The sequence below is a fragment of the Sphingomonas sp. genome, from assembly GCF_039594485.1.
Lineage (GTDB): Bacteria > Pseudomonadota > Alphaproteobacteria > Sphingomonadales > Sphingomonadaceae > Sphingomonas.
The window spans coordinates 22,824-40,934 of record NZ_JBCNNI010000026.1 but is presented as its reverse complement, the minus strand read 5'-3'; the positions used below and the strand labels follow the sequence as shown (position 1 = coordinate 40,934).

Below are 18,111 nucleotides of genomic sequence, written 5' to 3'. Positions count from 1 at the left end.
CACTGGCTGCATAACGCGAGCGCGCCGCCGGGCCATAGACTGCCACGATAGATTGCTGGGAAGAGGATAACCGCATGGCCATGCTGGACGGAAAGGTCGCGATCGTCACCGGAGGCGGCGCGTCGATCGGCGGCGCGATCACGCGCAAACTGCATGCCGAGGGCGCGAAAGTGGTGATCGCCGCGCGCAACCAGGATCAGGGCGCCAAACTCGCCGAGGAACTGGGCGAAGCCGCCCTGTTCGTCGCGACCGACATCACCGACGATGCCGCCATCGCGCATCTGGTGGATGCCACGATCACGAAGTTCGGGCGGATCGACGTCTTGGTCAACAATGCCTGTTCCTATGGCGATGACGGTCCCGCCACTCCGCGCGAGACCTGGCTACAGACGTTGAACGTCAACGCGGTGTCGGCGGCGATCCTGGGCGAAGCGGTGCGCCCGCATCTCGCCAAGTCGCGCGGCAACATCGTCAACATCGGCTCGGTCTCGGGCAAGTTCGCACATATCGGCCGGTGGGCCTATCCGGTGTCGAAGGCGACGCTGGCGCACCTCACCCGCTCGCAGGCGATGGACTATGCCGCCGAGGGCATCCGCGTGAACATGGTGACGCTGGGCCATATCTGGTCCGACCCGTTCGACGGCCTGACGGCGGGCGACCGCGCCCATGCCGACAAGGTGGCAAGCGACCTGAACCTGATCGGCCGCGTCGCCGATGCTGCCGAAGTCGCCAATGTCGTCGCCTTCGTCGCTTCCGACGCGGCCTCCTATATGACCGGCAGCGAGACGTCGGTCGATGGCGGGTACGGAATGCTCGGGCCGGAGCGGCGGGTGCCGTTGATGCCGCTGCTCGCCGCGCACGGCTAAGGCCATGGCCGCGCCCAACCGAGACGCCGATATCGTCATCATCGGCAGCGGCATCAACGCGCTGGTCTGCGGCGCACGGCTGGCCCTGAAGGGCAAGCGTGTCGCGCTGTTCGAGCGGGAGGCGGTGGCAGGCGGCTGTATCCGCACCGAGGAGCTGACGCTTCCGGGCTTTCGCCACGACACGCTGTCGACGCTCTATCCGCTGTTCGTCACCTCGCCCCATTATGCCGAACTGGGGCCGGAGCTGGCGCGGCATGGCTTGCGCTTCCGCAATACGCAAACGCCCACCGCCTCAGTGATGGATGACGGCCGCAGCGTGATCTTCCGCACCGACCGCGCCGCCAATATCGCCGCACTCGACGCCTGCGCGCCGGGCGACGGACAGGCCTATACCCGTGCCATGGCCGAGGTCGAGGAAATCGCGCCAATGGTCTTCGGGCTGTTGGGAGGCGAACTCTGGTCCTGGCCGACCGCCAAGCTGTTGCTTGGTGAGGTGAAGCGGCGTGGCCCCAAGGGGCTGGGTCGGCTGTTCGGCGGCATGTTGCGCGCCTCACGCGACTGGTTGCGCAGCGAATTTGCCTCGCCGCTGTCGCAGGCCCTGTTCGCGCCCTGGGTCCTGCATGTCGGCCTGTCCCCCGAAAGTAGCGCGTCCGCGCTCATGAACCGGCTGGTCCTGATGTCGCTGGAGGCGGCGGGCAGCCCGATGGTCGAGGGCGGCAGCGCCCGGATCGTCGAGGCGTTCGTCCGGCTGATCGAGGAAAAGGGCGGGCGAGTCCACACGAACGCCGATGTTGCCGAAATCCTCGTCGAACGCGGCCGTGCCACCGGCATCCGGCTGGGCGATGGCGAGATCGTGCGCGCGCGCAAGGCGGTCGTCGCCTCGGTCACGCCGACCCAGCTTTACGAACGGCTGCTTCCCGCCAGCGCCACGCCCGAGCGCGCGCGGAGCGAGGCCAAGGCCTATCGCTATGGTCGCGGCGAGATGCAAATCCACCTCGCTCTGTCCGAGCCGCCGCAATGGCCCGACCCGACCTTGCGTGACGTGGCGATGCTGCATCTCAGCAACGGGCTGGAGGCGGTGTCGCGCGCGGTCAACGAAGCCGAACGCGGCCTGCTGCCCGCCGAAGCGAGCATCGTCGTCGCGCAACCCATCGCCGTCGACCCCAGCCGCGCGCCGGACGGCAAATGGATTTTCTGGATTCAGCTGCAGGAACTGCCCCGCGATGGTGCGATCAAGGGCGATGCCGCCGGGCTGATCCCTACGCCCGAGGATGGCCATTGGACGCCCGAACTGCGCGAGGCTTATGCCGACCGCATCGTGGATCGGTTGTGCAAGCTGATGCCCAATCTGCGTGCGAGCATCCTCGGCCGCCACGTCATCAGCCCGGCTGATCTGGCCGCGCTCAACATCAATCTGGTCGGCGGCGATCCCTATGGCGGTGATTGCTCACTCGACCAGTTCATGCTCTGGCGACCGCGTGCGACGCCGGGCAATCACGAGACGCCGATCAAGGGCCTGTACCAGATCGGTGCTTCGACCCATCCCGGACCCGGTTTGGGCGGCATGTCCGGCTCGATGGTCGCCAACCGGCTGACGTAGCGATATTTCCTCCCCTGCAAAGGGAGGTAGCAGTCCGAAGGACTGACGGAGGGGTGTCACGCTCTCGATAGCGCGACACCCCTCCACCATGCTGCGCATGGTCCCCCTCCCCTTGCAGGGGAGGAATAGAAAAAGGGCGCCCCGCTGGATGAGCGGAGCGCCCTGTCGACCAGAGCCTGTCAGCGACCGATCGGGATGACCGCCTTCAACCAGAATTTGTCGCCCTGCGGGCGGTTCTCGGCGTGGAATTCATGCTGCCAGGTGCCGATCAACTGGACCTTGCCCGCCTGATAGCTGGCGGTCGGGCCGACGCCGATCACCTGTCCCTTGAAGCCGCGCATCCGCTCGATAAAGGCCTGCGCGGTCGGGTCGGACACCTGATCCTTGCTGGTCTGCTTATAGACATAGCCCGACGCGCCCAGCTTCCACTTGCCGATCTGCTGGCCGACCGCGATATCGGCGTGCAACTCGTTGCCGCTGCGATAGCTGGCGCCCGTGGGGTTGAAGGGTGTGAACACCGCCTGGTTGTTGCGGGTGTTGATGTCGTACATGACCTTCACGTCGAGCGAGAAGCCCTTCTTGCCATAGTAAGCAAGCGCCACGACCGGCTCGAAGTTCAGATAGTTGCGGCCGATGTTCGACAGCTTGCGCCGGTCATAGGCGCCCAGCGGCAGGTTGATGTCGACGCCCGCGCTGACATGCACGCCGTTCTGGAAATGCCAGCCCAGCAGGATCGGGTCGATGGTGATGTCACCCAGCCCGGTCGTCTCGTCGCCCAGGCCCGCCGCGCCGACCTTCAGCTTCACGACCGGCACGATCGCCTGCATGCCCCAGGTTGCACCCAGGATCTTCACCGGCGTCATGTGCACCATCCGCACGATCGCCGCGTCCGACCGCGCGCGGAAATTGGGCAGCAGCCCCGCCTCGCCATCCGGCCCGTTGAAGCGATCCGCGTCATAATGCTGGAGATAGCCGAGCAGATAGGTGCCCGGCGGCGGCATGGCGGCGCCGGAAAAACCCTCCGCGCCATTGGGATAGACACCGCCGCCCAGTTCCGACGCCAGCGCCGGGCCCGACACCCCCATCGCCAGAGCAGCCGCCATCGTGGCGAAAACTTTCCGCATATACTCCCCCTTTTGTTGATCGTTATCGGATGCCGGTGGCCGCCCGATCAGGCGGCCATCTCGTGCAGTTGGCGATACGCGCCGCCGTAGAAGAGCAGCGGCGGCGTCGACTCGTCCTCATGGCGGTGGTCGACGACCTCGGCCACGAACAGGCAGTGGTCGCCCGCCGGGAATACGTCCTTCACCCGGCACGCCAGATGCGCCATCGCGCCGCGCACCAGCGGAATATCCTCATGCCAGTCGAAGTCGATCGGCTGGTCGCTGGGGCGGCCAGCAAAATGGTTGGACAGCGCCATCTGCTGCTGGGACAGGATGTTCAGGCCATAATGCCCCGCCTCGCGCAGCCGCGCGGCCATCTTGGCCTTGTTGTCGATGCTGATGAGCACCAGCGCGGGGTCGAGCGACACCGAGGTGAAGGAGTTGGCGGTCATGCCGTGCACCCCCTCATCGGTCGAGCAGGTGACGATCGTGACCCCGGTGGCGAAGCGGCCGAAGGTCCGGCGAAGAGCCATGCGGTCCATGTTATGCAGCCTCCTTGATGAAGTCCTCGGTCAGTTCGGGCGCGGTGATCGTCGGGAAGAACCGCCGCGGATCGTCGAAATTGTTCGCGAACCAGTGGGCCACGCGCGGCTGGGCCGAGGCGGCACCGAGCAGCTGGACCATGTGCGGGGGCGGCGGCTGCAACATACCGTTGGTCCAGCCGACTACGAACTGCGCATAGTCCCAATAGCGGTCGAAGGTCGCCTGCATCCAGGCGCTATCGAACGGCTTGCCCTCGTTCGCGATGATCGAGTCGAGATAGATGGCCGCGCTCTTGGCGGCGTTGTTCGCCCCCTGCCCCGTGATCGGATCGTTGAGGCAGACCGCGTCGCCCAGCCCCAGCGCCTTGGCGCCCGACGGCAGGGTCAGCACCGGCTTACGCACCGTCGGCGGAAAACGCCCGGTCAGCCAGCCCTGCTGGTCGGTCAGCGTACAGTTGCGAGCACGCTCGAATTCCTCCGGCACATAGCGCTTCAGGATGTGCAGGCTGGTTTCCAGATGCTCCTCGGCCGAGGCGCGCGGGTCCCACAAATCCATCGGGCCGCCGGGCAGCGACTCGAACACCATGATCTCGCACGGCCCGTTCAGGGTCAGCGCCGGGAAGACGAAATACTCGCCCATGCCGGGGATCAGGTTGAAGTTGACCGCACTATGCTCGGCGCGCGGGGTCATGCCGTTGACATAGGTCAGCGCCAGGCTGCGCATCGGCTTGTCGAAGGGCGACTTGTCGGCATCGCGTTCGAACAGCTTGCCGATCTCTCCCTTGCCCGAGGCGACAAGGACCAGATCGCATTCGCGTGCCAGTTCCTCCAGCTCGGCGATCCCGGCGTCACAGATACGCAGCTCGCCGCCGCGCGCCTCGAACTCCGCCAGCCAGCGTGGCATCTTCACCCGCTGATCGACCGACTGGGCGGGCGCATCGAGGCGCGAGGCCCAGGACATTTGCGAAGCGCCGTCCTCACCGACCAGCGAGAAGGCGATGCCCTCCACCGGCGGACAGGCATCGTCCCAGAAGTTGATGCCCAGCTTGCGCTCATGCTCGCGCGCTTGGTCGAACATGCACTGGCTGGAGGTGACGCGGCCGCCCGCAATCTGCTCGGCCGTCTGGTTGGACAGCATGATGACCTCATGCCCCCGCTCCAGCAAACCCATGCCCAGTTGCAGCCCCGCCTGGCCCGCACCGACGATCCCGATCCGCGTCATCTCTCCGGTCTCCAAATGCCTTTTATAATGGAGACAGGATAAGTGCGGGTGCCCCGCCGGGACTATGCTGCGACCGCCGACGCTGTTCGCGGATTGCATATTTTAGGTTTGAAATGTTATGGTCGGTCATGAGCCGGGCCAACCGGCCGAAACTTGCAGGCGTACACGACTCATGGCTTAATTCGCCGGTGACGGCGGGACCGATGGAGAGGCGATGCTGGACAGGATGACGCCATCAAAGGCCAAGGCGCAACCACTCGACAAATGCCGCGTGTTCGGCTCGTCGGACGTGGACGAGACGCGGGCGCATGTCGCGCGCCTCTATTGCGACCACCGACTCAGCCCGACCTCGCAAGACGCCAAGTTGCAGGCGTGGCAGAATGCCGTGACCATCAAGCAATCTTGCCTGGCGACGATGGGCTATGGCGCCGAAGTCCAGATCGATCCGGGCAAGCTCCAGAACTTCTATCTGCTGATGCTGCCCTATGCCGGACAGGCGCTGGTCGATGCGGGCGGACGCACGGTGCAGGCCTCCCCTACCCTGGGCAGCTTGTTGTCACCCGACGATCTGGTGACGATGCGCTGGTCGCCCGACTGCGCCAAGTACATGGTGCGGATCGATCGCGAGGCGCTGGAACAGCATGTCGCGGCGCTGCTGGGCCATCCGCTGCGCCGTCCACTCAACTTTCGCCTCGCCATTCCACGCGAAGGACTGGGGGCCCAATGGTGGCGGCTGACCGAGCTGCTGGTCGGCCTGGTCGAGTGCCAGGATCGCGCGCATCCCCAAAGCCTGGCGATCGAACAGCTGGAACAGGCGCTGCTGCTCAGCCTGATCGAGGGGCAGGAGCATAGCTACAGCGACGTGCTGCGCGACCGCGACCGCTCGATCGCGCCGCGCCATGTCCGGCTGGTCGAACAATATATCGAGGAACATGCCGCTGACCCGATCTCGATCGAACAGCTGGTCGCGGTGAGCGGCGTCAGCGGGCGGGCGCTCTTCGACGGCTTCAAGCGCTTCCGCAACACCTCGCCGATGGCGCATCTGCGTGCGTGCAGGATGCGGCGCGTGCGTGAGGCGCTGCTGAAGCCTACACCCGACGTCACCGTGTCACGACTTGCGCAGGACTGGGGTTTTTACGAATTGGGACGCTTCGCGGGCCAATATCGCAAACTCTATGGCGAGACACCTTCCGAGACACTCCGCCGCGCGCGATGATGTCACGACAATCGGTGGTGTGACAGGGGTATTTGGGTCAAGTGCCCCACGACCGTTTGACTTGCTTTAAGCTGCTGCCGGTTCCGTGGACACCGAGATAAGGTGTTTTTGGAACTGGAGGATGGGAATCCAACGACGGAAGTTCAGCCGCGAGTTCAAGCTCGAGGCAGTGAAGCTGGTGCGGGAACGCGGGGTATCGGTATCGCAGGCCGCCCGCGATCTGGATCTGCACGAGAACGTGCTGCGCAAGTGGGTGCGCGAGCAGGCGGCGGGCCTGGGGTCGGCGTTTCCCGGGTATGGCGTGATAAAACCGGACAGCTAAGAGATTGGGCGGCTGCGCCGCGATCTGGCCAGAATGAAGGCAGAGCGCGACATCTTGAAAAAAGCGGCGGCCTAGCATTACAGTTGCGTTTTGATCGTATTGTGAATCAATGGGTCAGCATGACGAGGAGGTCGTGGTGACGGGAGCATCGATCGAGGCGACGCTGGAGCTTTGGGCATCATCGCTGCGCGAGGTGAAGGCGCGGATGCGGCCCTTGTTCAGCCAGGCGCGTGTGGCGGCATCGGCGAACAGTTTTCTGGACGGCCTGCTGGGCGACGAGCGCCGCAAGACGGGGTGGATGCGTGCCGAGGCGGCCGGCGATGCGGGCCCATGGCGACAGCAGGCGATCCTGGGCCGCGGACGGTGGGATGCGGATGCCCTGCGCGACGTCGTGCGCGACTATGCGCTGGAGCACCTGGGCGCTGATGATGCGGTGCTGGTCATTGATGAGACCGGATTCCTGAAGCAGGGCAAGGCATCGTGCGGCGTGGGGCGCCAATATACCGGGTCGGCGGGCAAGGTGACCAACTGCCAGATCGGCGTGTTCGCCGCTTATGTCTCGGCCAAAGGCCATGCTTTGGTCGACCGTGCGCTCTATCTGCCGAAGAACTGGACCGCTGACCCGGCACGCCTGGCGGCCGCGCATGTGCCGGAAGGCACGGCATTCGCGACCAAGCCGGCGCTGGCGGTGGAGATGATCGAACGCGCGATTGCGGCCGACATGCCGTTTGCCTGGGTCGCGGCGGATGCGGTCTACGGCGTCGGCGACATCGAGCAGGTGCTGCGCCGTGCCGGCAAGGGCTATGTACTGGGCGTGAAGGGCGACCATCGCTTCGGCTCGTGGGGCGACAAGCCGGTCGTCGCGGGCACCGCCGCGCAGATCGCAGAGGATCTCGATCCTGCTGCCTGGCAGCGCCTGTCGGCGGGTCAGGGCACCAAGGGCGAACGCCTCCATGACTGGGCCTATTTCGAGCTCGCCGACCTCGAAGCCGACGAATATGGCGATGGTGCAACCGGAACATGGACCAGGGGCCTGTTGATACGCCGCCACGTCGCCGGTGATGACCTTGCCTTCTTCACCACCTGGTGTCCGGCCGGCACGACCATCGAAACCCTGGTCGGGGTGGAGGGACATCGCTGGGCCATCGAGGACAGCTTCGAGACCGCCAAGAATGAACTCGGCCTCGACCACAACGAAACCCGCTCCTGGCATGGCTGGCACCGGCACGTCTCGCTCGTCATGCTCGCCTTCGCGATGCTGGCGGCCATCCGCACCCGCGCCAATGCCGCGCCCCCAAAAAGAGCCTGGACGAAGCCATCGACCTGATCCGCTGGTCCGTCCAGGAAATCCGCCGTATCGTCATCAGGCTGGCACAGCGACGCATCGAGCCTCGTCACGTTATCGCTTGGTCATGCTGGCGACGCGCCCATCAAGCCGCCGCACAACGCTCACATGTCCAATCAAAAACGCAACTGTAATGCTAGTTTGCCAGGGACTCGATATGAGGTTCGAGTTGGTAGCCAAGCACCGAGGGATCTGGCCGGTATTGTGGATCTGCGAAGCGCTCGGTGTTTCGCGTAGCGGCTTTCATGCCTGGCTCATCGGCGCGCCAAGTGCCCGCGCCCGCAGCGATGAGGCGTTCGGCGCCAAGGTCCGCGCCAGCTTCATCTTCAGCTATCGGACGTACGGTGCGCGCCAGGTCTGGCACGATCTTCTAGCCGAAGGCCTGTCATGTGGCTTGCATCACATCGAACGACTGATGCGCGTGCAGGCCTGAGGGCGCGTCCGCGACGTCGTAGGCTGTCGAAGGACGATGGTCTGCGGTCGGTCATCGCTGACAACCTCCTCGACCGCCAGTTTACCGCCGAGGTCCCCAACCAAAAATAGATCGCAGACTTCACCTACATCTGGACCACGGAAGGATGGCTCTATGTCGCCGTCGTCATTGACCTGTTCTCGCGCCGTGCGGTCGGCTGGTCGATGAGCGACACCATGACCGCCCAGCTCGTGACCGATGCGCTGATGATGGCGATCTGGCGACGCGGCAAGCCCACGCTCTGCTGCATCACTCGGATCAGGGCAGCCAATATACGAGCAAGCAGTTCCAGCGGCTGATGGCCGATAATGGCGTCACCTGCTCGATGAGCCGGTCGGGCAACGTCTGGCACAATGCGGCGATGGAGAGCTTCTTCTCGTCAATGAAGACCGAACGGATCGGCCGGAAGACATATCGCACGCGCAATCACGCGAAAGTAGACATGTTCGATTACATCGAGCGCTTCTACAACCCGAAACGCAGGCACTCGACCTTGGGCTATCTCAGCCTCATGGACTTCAAGCGGCAAGCGCAGGTAGCTTAACCTCGTGTCCATCGGACCGGCAGCAGCTCAAAACGGTAGATTTGACTGACAAGCTGCTTGAGGCGGCGGTTGACGTCGAGCGCGCCGCGCGCCTCGACCCGCCGCACCATCGCCAGCACATCAGTCGGCGTGATGACGGACAGGCTATGGAAAAGCCGTTCCCATACACCGGCATGTGACCAACGCCGGAACCGGGCATGCACTCCTGTCCACTTGCCGAACACCTCCGGCAGGTCACGCCAGCGCGCCGCATCGCCCGCCATCCACAGGATCGCGTCCACAAACAGCCGATTGTTAACGCCGCTACGGCCCCGCGTCCCCTCCCGGCCGGGAAGATACCCCGCGATCCGTTCCCATTGCTCGTCCGTCAGCGTCCGTCTGCTCATGGCATGCCCCCTTCGACAGCCTTGAATCAGAAATCAGCAGCAGCAAACGGAATCTATTAAATGCAGACGCCGCCTAAAGGTTGAGCGTCAGCCTTTATGAAGAGCCCACATTCAGCGCTCGTTCGCGCGACGTTGGGCTACGCCAACCACTTCTCGAAGATGGAACAAGCCCACCACCTGAATATGCACTTGGGATGGCTGATATAACGGTCGGCATATACTGCCGTTCGTGCTGCCTCGCCAATTTGATTTGGAACGGAGCATCTCACATATCCCGCGTGAAAAATACGTCGCTGAATAAACAACGACACCTCCAACGGCATGAGACAAACTAAAAATTTTTTTTCTGCGGGCTGCACGCTGAAACACATCATCGCATCTATTGGAACAAATATTTGCTTGACGCCGTGTCATTATTGCTGCTGCAGGAGCGTTGCTGCGACATGGCCGTTTACGGTTCCCCGGAACCGCGCAGCGTTTTAACACTCCTGCCACTCCCATCTGGATAGACCATGGCTGACGAAACCATCACCGACACCGCGCATGCGGTCGAACTCGCCACTGAACTGACCATTGCCTGGCTGGGCAATCCCAACACGCGCATCGACGCCGAGCAGGTGCCGGCTTTTCTGGGCAGCATGCACAGCGCCATCCTGAAGCTGGCCGGCGGCAGCGAGACGGCGGCAGCAGACGCGGTCGACACCACCGAATACACGCCTGCTGTCTCGGTGCGGAAGTCGCTGGCTTCGAAGGAGCACATCCTCTCGATGATCGACGGCAAGCCCTACAAGACGCTGCGCCGTCACCTCGCCACCAACGGCCTGACGCCCGAGCAATATCGCGAACGCTATAACCTCAAGGCCGACTATCCGATGGTCGCCGAGACCTATTCGGAAAGCCGCCGCGCAATGGCCAAGAAGATCGGCCTCGGCCGCAAGCCGGGCACCAAGGTCGCAAGCGCAGCCAAGCCCAAGGGTGTGAAGGCGGCCAAGAGCGCCGCAGCCGCGCATCTGTCGGGCGAATAACCGGTCAGGCAGGGCTGCCTTCAAGACAGCCCTGCCTATCACTCTGCACTAGACCCAAGGCGTCATCGACCGCTGGCACGGCGTTCAGATGGCTCTGGATGAACCGGGCCCAGTCCTCGAGCATGCGCCGGCGCGGGGAAAGATAGAGCGCGGCGTTATAGGCCCCCTCACCTCGTCGCGCTCGAGATGGGCGAGCGCCATCTCGATCCAGTCGGGCTGGTAGCATTCGGCCTCATTGGCCCAGGTCGAGGCGAGCCCACGAAAACCATGCACGGTCTGGCGGCCCCGATAGCCCATCCGGTAGCAGGCATAGATCATCGTATTCTGCGAAATTGGCTGGTCAGGCTTCTCGCCTGCAAAGACATAGTCCGCTGAACTATAGACCCGCACATCCTTGAGGAGCGCGACGACCGCCGGTGCCAGCGGCACGACATGCTCGCGCGCCATCTTCATGCGCTCGGCAGGCACCCGCCAGAGCGGCGCAGGCCCGTCGAGATCCTCGAACTCCGCCCAACGGGCATGGCGCGTCTGTTGGTCCGCGCCCAGGTCAGCAGCGTAAACAGCAGCGCCGCGCGGGTGACCGCGCGACGCCGCGGCGTTTCCTCGCCATCATAGCCGTCAATCGCCCGGATCAGCGCTGGCAGCTCGCTGCGGCCAATCCTTGGCATATGCCGGGTACGCGGCTTGGGCTTGAGCAACTGGCCGAGATGCTCGGCCGGACCACGCTCACCCCAGCCATGCGCGATGGCAAAACGGTAGATTTGACTGACATTCTTCTTGAGGCGGCACTGACGTCGAGCGCATCACGCGCCTCGACCTTGCATAACGTGCCGCAATCAAACGCAACGCGCCGCTTCACATGGAAATTTTTTCCAGCGCGAATGTATCTTTGATGCACGCGGCATAGCGTGCTTCCCATAACCCCGTCATGGATCAAGCTCTTTCCGTGTCATGGTGTCTGCGGGCACTGCCTACCGACCCGCCAACCCGTGCGGGTCATCACCCGCGCGAGTTCGCGCACAGTCACATACCACCTATCGCGCAGGTGGCGCGCAGCATGCAGCGGAACCCGCAGCATGTCGCGTAAGCGCTTTCTGATATCCGAGGTCCAGCGCGACGTACAACGAGCGACCCTGGAGGATCGGGCGTCGCCGCCGCAGCGCGAGTGCTCGCTCGCCGACGTGGTCCGCGCGCTATGGTCGGGTATCAAGGGCCGGCGCCAGGCCGGGCATTCGTTCGACCGCATCGCGGCATGGCTCGAATCACTCGGCTATCCGATCTCGGGTGCAACTCTTTGTGTCTATTGGCATCGTTTCTCGCGAGACGCCGACCACGCTGCGGCGGTGATTGCCCTGCCGCCCAGCGGACAGCCGCCGCCCTCGGAATCACCTAGCCCTACCCCAGCTACGCAGGCAGCATCACCATCGGCGCCCTCCGCCGCTGCGGCACCGCCCGTACCAACACCGATCACACCACCACGGCCTCCAGCCGACAATCCACAACCGACATCCCCCTCGAGCACGCGGCGACTGCCCCGCTCCGAGGCATAGATAATTATAGGACATTCCCATGACCGACCAGCAGGATTACATCGTCATAACGACCGACGTCGCAACCGCAGCGCGTCCGACCACGACTGTTACAAGGACCAAGGCCAAGCCCGCTGCTGCCACGCCGCCTGGCAAGACGACAATCGCCGCGCTGACCGACAAGGGCGGCGTCGGCAAGAGCACGATCACGCGCGCGACCATCGAGGTTACGCGCCACCACCTCACCGTGCCAGGCAGCTACCGCGTGCTCGGCATGGATGGCGACAGCGAGAACGGCCAACTCGTGGCGTTCCTGGGGGATCGTGACGCCGATGGCCATCTCTTGCCCGAGCAAAACCCTTTGACCGGGATCGATTATTTCGATGCGCGGTCGCCGCGCGACCGCGGTGTGCTGCTCGACATGGCCGAACGCGAGGAAGAGTTGCTGGCGTTTGATTTACCCGGCGGATCACTGTCCGACTTCGCGGAGCTCAACGAAAATTTGCGGCCGCGCGATCTCGTCGACGTCCACCGCGAAAACGGGCGACGCTTCGTTGTCCTGCTGCCCATATCGCCGCTGCTGGCGTCCATCTCGTCAGTGCTAACCGCAATCGCGATGTTCGGGCCCGACGCCGATTACCTAGTGGTCATGAACGTGTCCGCTGGCCGGACCGAGGACTTCGTGCTCTGGCACGAGGGTATTACCGACCGCCACGGCCGCCACATCGGTGGGAAGGCGCGCGCCGCACTCGAGGCCGCGGGGGGACGCGTCCTGCTGATGCCAGCGTTGGCCCCCGGCATCTATGCGCGCATTGATGCGGTGGGTCTCGCGTTCACCGAGGCCTTGTCTTCGCCGCTGCTGCCGCTCAGCCAGCGGCTGTCGTGCCGACGGTGGCTTCACGACTGGACCGAGCAGTTGGACACGATCGCAGACCTGCTGGCCTTGCCCACCGGCTATAGCTGGACGATCTAACATGGTCACATCGTCCAGTTCGCACGACCATCCGCTCAACCTACTGCTTGGGCTACTCGCAGAACCCGAGCAGAGGGCGGTGCTAGAGTATGTTGGCCGGCACCAGTTGCAGCGCGACGACGATATGTTCGTGCTGCTCGCCCTACTCAAGATCGGCGCCGTGCTCGTGCTGCAGGTCGCCGATCGCGTCGAAGCGCAGCAGCATATCTTTGGCGACCTGTATGACATGCACGACCGCCATTTCAATGCGCTGGCGCGCCTGCTGGCTGGCGAGCGCGAGGCGCTGCTCAACAAATGGGGCGACATCCTGGGGCTCGAGCAGATGATCGCCGACATGCTCGCTGCGCACCATACGGCACTTGCAAAGGGGGTTTCGAACTTCGCCCGCCTGATCAAGGCGCTCGACCAGCGTGTCGAGACGCTCCGCCCGCTGCTCGACCTGCTACGGTCGCCGGATGGCAGCGGGTTCAGCCCGACCCGCCTCGTGCTCGACGAGATAGGCAAGGCCATTGCCGCCGGAATCAGCGAGGTGCGCGGGGAGCAGAGCACGCGCCGCTGGTTCCGCGCGCTGATCTGCGGTTACCGGATCACGATGGTAGCAGGCATTTCGGCCATGCTCTACCGCGTCTGGACCTGACCGGTGTGAGCACTTCATCCTGCGACGCGCTACGGCATGTTATGTCATGTTGCGCGTCATTTGACTGTGATGGCGCTGATGACGTCACGTCACCTTCCGCCATGCTGTGATCGACAGCGTCATGCTGCGCTTCGGGGACGTGCAGAATGGTAGCCGATGCTGCGGCCACCGGGGTTTTCTGACACAGGATGGGGGCCATCGCCGGTGGCGACGTCCCCGGGGAACGGTCGCTCGATGCTGATGCATCTCGCAACCGCTTGAGGGCCCGCGCACGCGGACCCGGCAGCATGACCTGAACAGGTCCTGGAGACAGACGATGATCATCAAAAACATCGATACTAAGGCCACGACACAGGAAGCGCCTCGCTATGCCGAGCTGCTGAGCGCCTATATGGGTGAGGGCAAGGAGGCGCAGCGCAATGCCTTGCTACGGTTCGAACCGTCGGGTGCAATGGAACATGGGCTGATGCTGGCGACGTATATGACTGGCAGCGACGATGCCGACGAAGGTCACCCCGCGCGAAAAGCAGCGAAGGAGGACGACGAGCGTACGCGCGTCCTAGCGCGCGGCGCTGTCACCGGCGGTACCCCCCTGAACTGGCAGGAAGGCCAAGCGGACATGCGGCAGCGGCTCAACCGCAAACTACCGGCGGGCGCAAAGCCTGTACGCCATGTCGTCCAGTCATTGCGTGCCGGTGCGACCCGGCCGAGCGAGGAGGAATGCCACGAGAGCTTGCGCCTGCTGCTGGAGGAACTTGGCTGTCCCGAGGCGCTTGGGTTGTGGGCGCTGCACGGTGATACCGATAACCTCCACCTGCACCTCCTCATCGTCACGGTGAAACCTCACGAAGCAGCCATGACCCGCTTCGGCAACAGGTCCGGTTACAAGGATGCGATGCAACGCGCGATCGCGCGCATCGACCATGCGCTCGGGCTGACACCAGAGGAAGGCACGCGCTATGAAATGCGAAAGGGCACCGTCGTACACCGCGATCAACCGCCTGAGCGAGAAAGGCGGGCACCGCCTATCAGCGCGCATGTCCTGCAATGGGAGCGCGATAGCGGCCTCGCAAGCTTCACGCGCATGGCGCAGGAGCGGGCCGCACCGGTCTTGCGCGACGCACGGTCGTGGGACGAAGTACACCGCGCGCTGGCGGCTGCAGGCATGGTGATCCGCCCCAAGGCCGGCGGTGGCGAAATTCAGTCCCGAGACGAGCATGTTAAACTCGCGCATGTCGGGCGCGATCTCACGTGGAAGAAACTGTCCGCCGAGGGGCGGCTGGGCCGATACACGCCGCCGCCCGCCGACCTCGAGATCGCCGACTATCAGCCCCGCATCGACGACCCCGACCGCTTCCAACGCTGGCGTAAGCAACGTCAACGTTGTGCTGCGCTAGCAGCGGGTACGGAACGACGGATCGGCGCGCTACGGGCAGCGCGCGACATGGCGATCGCGCAGGTTCGCTGCGAGAGCAAGTCGCTTCTGTTGAGCCTGACGCCGAGCGCGCCCGCCTATGTGCGCCGCCAGATTCGCGAGCGCCTGCGCGGCGCGCGCGACGTTCATATCGCCGGTCTGAACGCGATTTTCGGCGCGCGGATTGCCGCAGTTCGTTCGCTGCGCGACGCTGCCTCGTTGTCGATCGACGACGCGCGGTTCGATGTTGCCGCCTTTTCGGCTCCCGACGCGATTATCACCGGCGGGGCGATGACCTTGCCCGGCGCTCATGGCGCCGAGGTGCTACCGGGCTATCGGCTACGGCAGGTTGGCCAAGCCCTGCAATATTGGGAAGCCGAGCTCAATACCGCCGCTCGCGCGACGCCGGCGTTCACCGACCATGGCGAGATATTTTTTGTGAACGCGCTCGATCCGCGCCACATCGAAACGGTCTTGGCTCGAGCGTCCGACCGGTTCGGTCGTGTCACCGTCGCGGGCACGCCGGAGTTCGTCGCCGAGTGCCGCCGCGTGGCAGCCAATCTGCGGTTAACGATCGACGTTGGCGCGCATCATCTGGCGCCCTCATCGCGCCCTGACCGCGACGTTGGCTGGCGCCACCTGCCGGATGACGCGGGGAAAAAGAATGCCCAGCCCGCCGACATTCGCAAAACGATCGATCCGGCCAGACTGCGCAGCGATGATCCCGGCATGAAGATTGAACGCTGATCGATCGTGTTAAGGTCAGAACCCGTTGATGTGAGAGGCGCGATCAGCTTCGGGCTGCGTGAAGAGAGCGTGGATGACCGGCGGGTGCTCAGCGGCATCGTCTTCGTCAATCGCAACAGGCTGCGCTGGTGTGATGCGTCGAGGGACTATGGCCCGCACAAGACGCTCTGCAATCGCTGGAAGCGGTGGAGCGACAGGGGCGTCTTCCTGCGCATAATGGAGGGACTTGCGTCAGCTGAAACTGTACCAAAAAACGGTCATGATCGACGCGACCTACCTGAAGGCGCACCGCACCGCATCAAGCCTGCAAATTACAAAGATCCCATGGGCGCGGGCTGGCGCTGGTTGAGGCAGACTGAGCTTCCCGCTTAATCGTGAAGGACGTCGCCCATATCCGTTCCGTCCCATGCCGCGGTCAGCACGCAGCTGAACGCCATCTTCGTGTCACTCGAGCTGAGCCGCTCCACTTGGCTGGTGCCGCCACTATCACCGTGTCCCGGTGAGCGCATCTCGCAACACCAGGTGAAGGGAGGCGACGTGGCCGCGCTCATGGACCGGTTCGCGCAGTTGCAGGCGAAGTCGTAGGCGCGGACGGGCGAGCAGTACCTGCTGGTCGTCTTCCAAGGAGCGAGCCTCGACGGCTTCTGGATACACCGCTGCTTCGTGTGCGAGGGTATCGAGAGCTACGTCGTCGACCCCGCCTCGATCGCGGCGTCGCGGCGCAGCCGGCGCGAGAAGGCGGACAAGCTCGACGACGAGGCGCTGTTTCGCACGCTGCTGGCCTACAAGCTCGGAGAGCTGCGGGTCTGCGCGATGGTGACGGTGCCGAGGCGTCGCAGCGTCGCTACATCAAGATGGTCGTAATGCGCATGGCTCAGCAGCACGACATCGATCGGCGGCAATTCGTCGAACGCGATCCCCGGCACGGTCACCCGCTTCGGCCCGACGCGGCGGAACGGACTGGCGCGCTCCGACCAGACCGGATCGGTGAGGATGTTCACCCCTGCCGCCTGGATCAGCAGCGACGCATGGCCTACCATCGTCACGCACAGGCCATCGACGCGCGCCTCGGGCCTAGCGGGCGTGACCGGCACCGACTTCGGCCATTTGGCAGCAGCCCCCGCCAGTTTCCAGCGCAGGATGGCGCGCAAGCCTCGTTCGGTACTGGGCTGGCCCGGATTGAAGAAGCGTGTACCGTCGAAATGATTGCTCGGCGGTCCGTCATAATAGCGATTGCAGGCCATGATCAGGCGACGCTCATCAGCTGTGACGGATAGGCGGTCAGCAAGCTGAGCGCCTCCTCCACCGGGGCGGTCAGCCAGCGTTCCTGATCTTCGGCCAGGAGGATGACCGGCATCGCCTTGGGATGCTTGGGCGCAACCAGCGGATTGGGCTCGGTCGTGCAGAATGCATAGACCCGGTCATGATCCTGGTCGACCTTCCAAAGCCCGGCGAAACACGGCGCTGGCTGATCCTCGACGGTGAACCACCAGTTGGTGTCGCCGGGTGCCTGCCGATCGGCAGCAGCTTTCGGTTCGGAGAAGCGGGTGAAGGGCACGAGACAGCGATGCTCGGCCTTCATCAGCCACGGCTTCCACATATTGCTCTGCATGTTCCGGGCGTTCGTCCACCAGTCGTAGAGAAAGGGCAGTTCCCCCTCGCGCGCTGGCCGCTTACGCGGTTTGCGGGTCGGGAAGCCCCAGCGCATCGTGCTGAGCACCCGTCGGCCCTCCTCGACACGAACGACATAGCCGGGTTTGCCGGGCGCCGCGTAATCCTTCTCGACCTCCAGCGTGTTGGCCGTGTCGTCGACCGCCATAAGCGCGTCGAAATAGCTCCGGGGATCGACCTTGATATTGTAAAGATTACACATTGGCCTGTTCGATCACGACCGGTAGCGCGAGACAAGCTTCTTCCACGTCGCGGCGTCTGGATAGGGCAGAGCAGCGCCGGTGGGCTCGTCCCGCCCGATCGCCACACGGGGACGCTGGGTGCGTCCTTCCGCCTGGCATGCCGAGCAACATAATCGCCGTCCCACCAATCCGAGCGTGCCGTCCCATCCTCGCCGGTAAAACATCCACCAGAGCGCAACCGCGTCGAGGACGCGGACGTGACCGCATTTTGGACAGGTGAGACGCAACGTACGCTTGTGCAGGGCACACTCCTCC

At 64.2% G+C, this 18,111-nt stretch carries 14 protein-coding genes and 6 pseudogenes; 13 read left to right on the top strand and 7 right to left on the bottom strand.

What is annotated here, in order from left to right:
* Positions 1 to 74 precede the first annotated feature (74 nt).
* On the top strand, positions 75 to 866 hold the full coding sequence (locus ABDV78_RS13385; RefSeq protein WP_343527882.1) for an SDR family oxidoreductase: 792 nt from the start codon (positions 75 to 77) through the stop codon (positions 864 to 866).
* Positions 867 to 870: 4 nt separating this feature from the next.
* On the top strand, positions 871 to 2,466 hold the full coding sequence (locus ABDV78_RS13380; protein ID WP_343527881.1) for an NAD(P)/FAD-dependent oxidoreductase: 1,596 nt from the start codon (positions 871 to 873) through the stop codon (positions 2,464 to 2,466).
* Between the two features lie 179 nt (positions 2,467 to 2,645).
* On the opposite strand, the gene ABDV78_RS13375 is transcribed toward ABDV78_RS13380, so the two are convergent.
* From ABDV78_RS13375 to ABDV78_RS13365, 3 genes are read right to left on the bottom strand one after another with little or no spacing between them, the layout of a single operon-like run.
* Positions 2,646 to 3,590, bottom strand: coding sequence for a transporter (locus ABDV78_RS13375; RefSeq protein WP_343527880.1), 945 nt, complete (start codon positions 3,588 to 3,590; stop codon positions 2,646 to 2,648).
* Between the two features lie 47 nt (positions 3,591 to 3,637).
* Positions 3,638 to 4,111: a flavin reductase family protein gene (locus ABDV78_RS13370; protein WP_343527879.1), complete on the bottom strand. Its 474-nt coding sequence runs from the start codon at positions 4,109 to 4,111 to the stop codon at positions 3,638 to 3,640.
* 1 nt (position 4,112) lies between these two features.
* A complete protein-coding gene (locus ABDV78_RS13365; RefSeq protein WP_343527877.1) occupies positions 4,113 to 5,333 on the bottom strand; it encodes a styrene monooxygenase/indole monooxygenase family protein in 1,221 nt (406 codons plus the stop codon).
* Positions 5,334 to 5,547: 214 nt separating this feature from the next.
* Between ABDV78_RS13365 and ABDV78_RS13360 the strand changes: the two genes are divergently transcribed.
* From ABDV78_RS13360 to ABDV78_RS13345, 4 genes and pseudogenes are all read left to right on the top strand, one after another.
* Positions 5,548 to 6,549 (top strand): AraC family transcriptional regulator, encoded by a 1,002-nt coding sequence (locus ABDV78_RS13360; RefSeq protein ID WP_343527876.1) that lies wholly within the window; start codon positions 5,548 to 5,550, stop codon positions 6,547 to 6,549.
* Positions 6,550 to 6,676: 127 nt separating this feature from the next.
* Positions 6,677 to 6,934 (top strand): annotated as a pseudogene (locus ABDV78_RS13355) (transposase); the annotation flags it as partial.
* Between the two features lie 56 nt (positions 6,935 to 6,990).
* A pseudogene (locus ABDV78_RS13350) lies at positions 6,991 to 8,198 on the top strand (IS701 family transposase).
* Between the two features lie 154 nt (positions 8,199 to 8,352).
* Positions 8,353 to 9,232 (top strand): annotated as a pseudogene (locus tag ABDV78_RS13345) (IS3 family transposase); the annotation flags it as partial.
* Positions 9,233 to 9,369: 137 nt separating this feature from the next.
* Here the strand turns inward: ABDV78_RS13345 and ABDV78_RS13340 are convergent.
* Positions 9,370 to 9,618 (bottom strand): annotated as a pseudogene (locus ABDV78_RS13340) (transposase); the annotation flags it as partial.
* A gap of 512 nt (positions 9,619 to 10,130) precedes the next feature.
* Between ABDV78_RS13340 and ABDV78_RS13335 the strand changes: the two are divergent.
* Positions 10,131 to 10,643: a MucR family transcriptional regulator gene (locus ABDV78_RS13335; protein ID WP_343527875.1), complete on the top strand. Its 513-nt coding sequence runs from the start codon at positions 10,131 to 10,133 to the stop codon at positions 10,641 to 10,643.
* A gap of 84 nt (positions 10,644 to 10,727) precedes the next feature.
* Here ABDV78_RS13335 and ABDV78_RS13330 read toward each other — a convergent pair whose 3' ends face one another.
* On the bottom strand, positions 10,728 to 11,096 hold the full coding sequence (locus ABDV78_RS13330) for a hypothetical protein (protein ID WP_343527874.1): 369 nt from the start codon (positions 11,094 to 11,096) through the stop codon (positions 10,728 to 10,730).
* A gap of 215 nt (positions 11,097 to 11,311) precedes the next feature.
* Between ABDV78_RS13330 and ABDV78_RS13325 the strand changes: the two genes are divergently transcribed.
* The 6 genes and pseudogenes from ABDV78_RS13325 to ABDV78_RS13300 all read left to right on the top strand — a co-directional run.
* The gene (locus tag ABDV78_RS13325) at positions 11,312 to 11,536 is read left to right on the top strand and encodes a hypothetical protein (protein ID WP_343527872.1); all 225 of its coding nucleotides are present in this window, start codon (positions 11,312 to 11,314) and stop codon (positions 11,534 to 11,536) included.
* 676 nt (positions 11,537 to 12,212) lie between these two features.
* Complete coding sequence (locus ABDV78_RS13320) at positions 12,213 to 13,145, top strand: hypothetical protein (RefSeq protein ID WP_343527871.1); 933 nt, start codon at positions 12,213 to 12,215, stop codon at positions 13,143 to 13,145.
* A gap of 106 nt (positions 13,146 to 13,251) precedes the next feature.
* Positions 13,252 to 13,782, top strand: a complete 531-nt coding sequence (locus ABDV78_RS13315) for a hypothetical protein (protein WP_343527870.1) — start codon at positions 13,252 to 13,254, stop codon at positions 13,780 to 13,782.
* 316 nt (positions 13,783 to 14,098) lie between these two features.
* The gene (locus tag ABDV78_RS13310; RefSeq protein WP_343527869.1) at positions 14,099 to 15,943 is read left to right on the top strand and encodes a relaxase/mobilization nuclease domain-containing protein; all 1,845 of its coding nucleotides are present in this window, start codon (positions 14,099 to 14,101) and stop codon (positions 15,941 to 15,943) included.
* Between the two features lie 69 nt (positions 15,944 to 16,012).
* Positions 16,013 to 16,262, top strand: a pseudogene (locus tag ABDV78_RS13305) (transposase); the annotation flags it as partial.
* Between the two features lie 71 nt (positions 16,263 to 16,333).
* A pseudogene (locus ABDV78_RS13300) lies at positions 16,334 to 16,762 on the top strand (IS110 family transposase); the annotation flags it as partial.
* Here ABDV78_RS13300 and ABDV78_RS13295 read toward each other — a convergent pair.
* Entirely contained in the window at positions 16,726 to 16,983 is a 258-nt protein-coding gene (locus tag ABDV78_RS13295) for an MBL fold metallo-hydrolase (protein WP_343527900.1), read from the bottom strand. The pseudogene ABDV78_RS13300 and the gene ABDV78_RS13295 overlap by 37 nt on opposite strands.
* Positions 16,984 to 17,189: 206 nt before the next feature.
* Positions 17,190 to 17,816: an SOS response-associated peptidase family protein gene (locus ABDV78_RS13290; RefSeq protein WP_343527867.1), complete on the bottom strand. Its 627-nt coding sequence runs from the start codon at positions 17,814 to 17,816 to the stop codon at positions 17,190 to 17,192.
* Between the last annotated feature and the right edge of the window lie 295 nt (positions 17,817 to 18,111).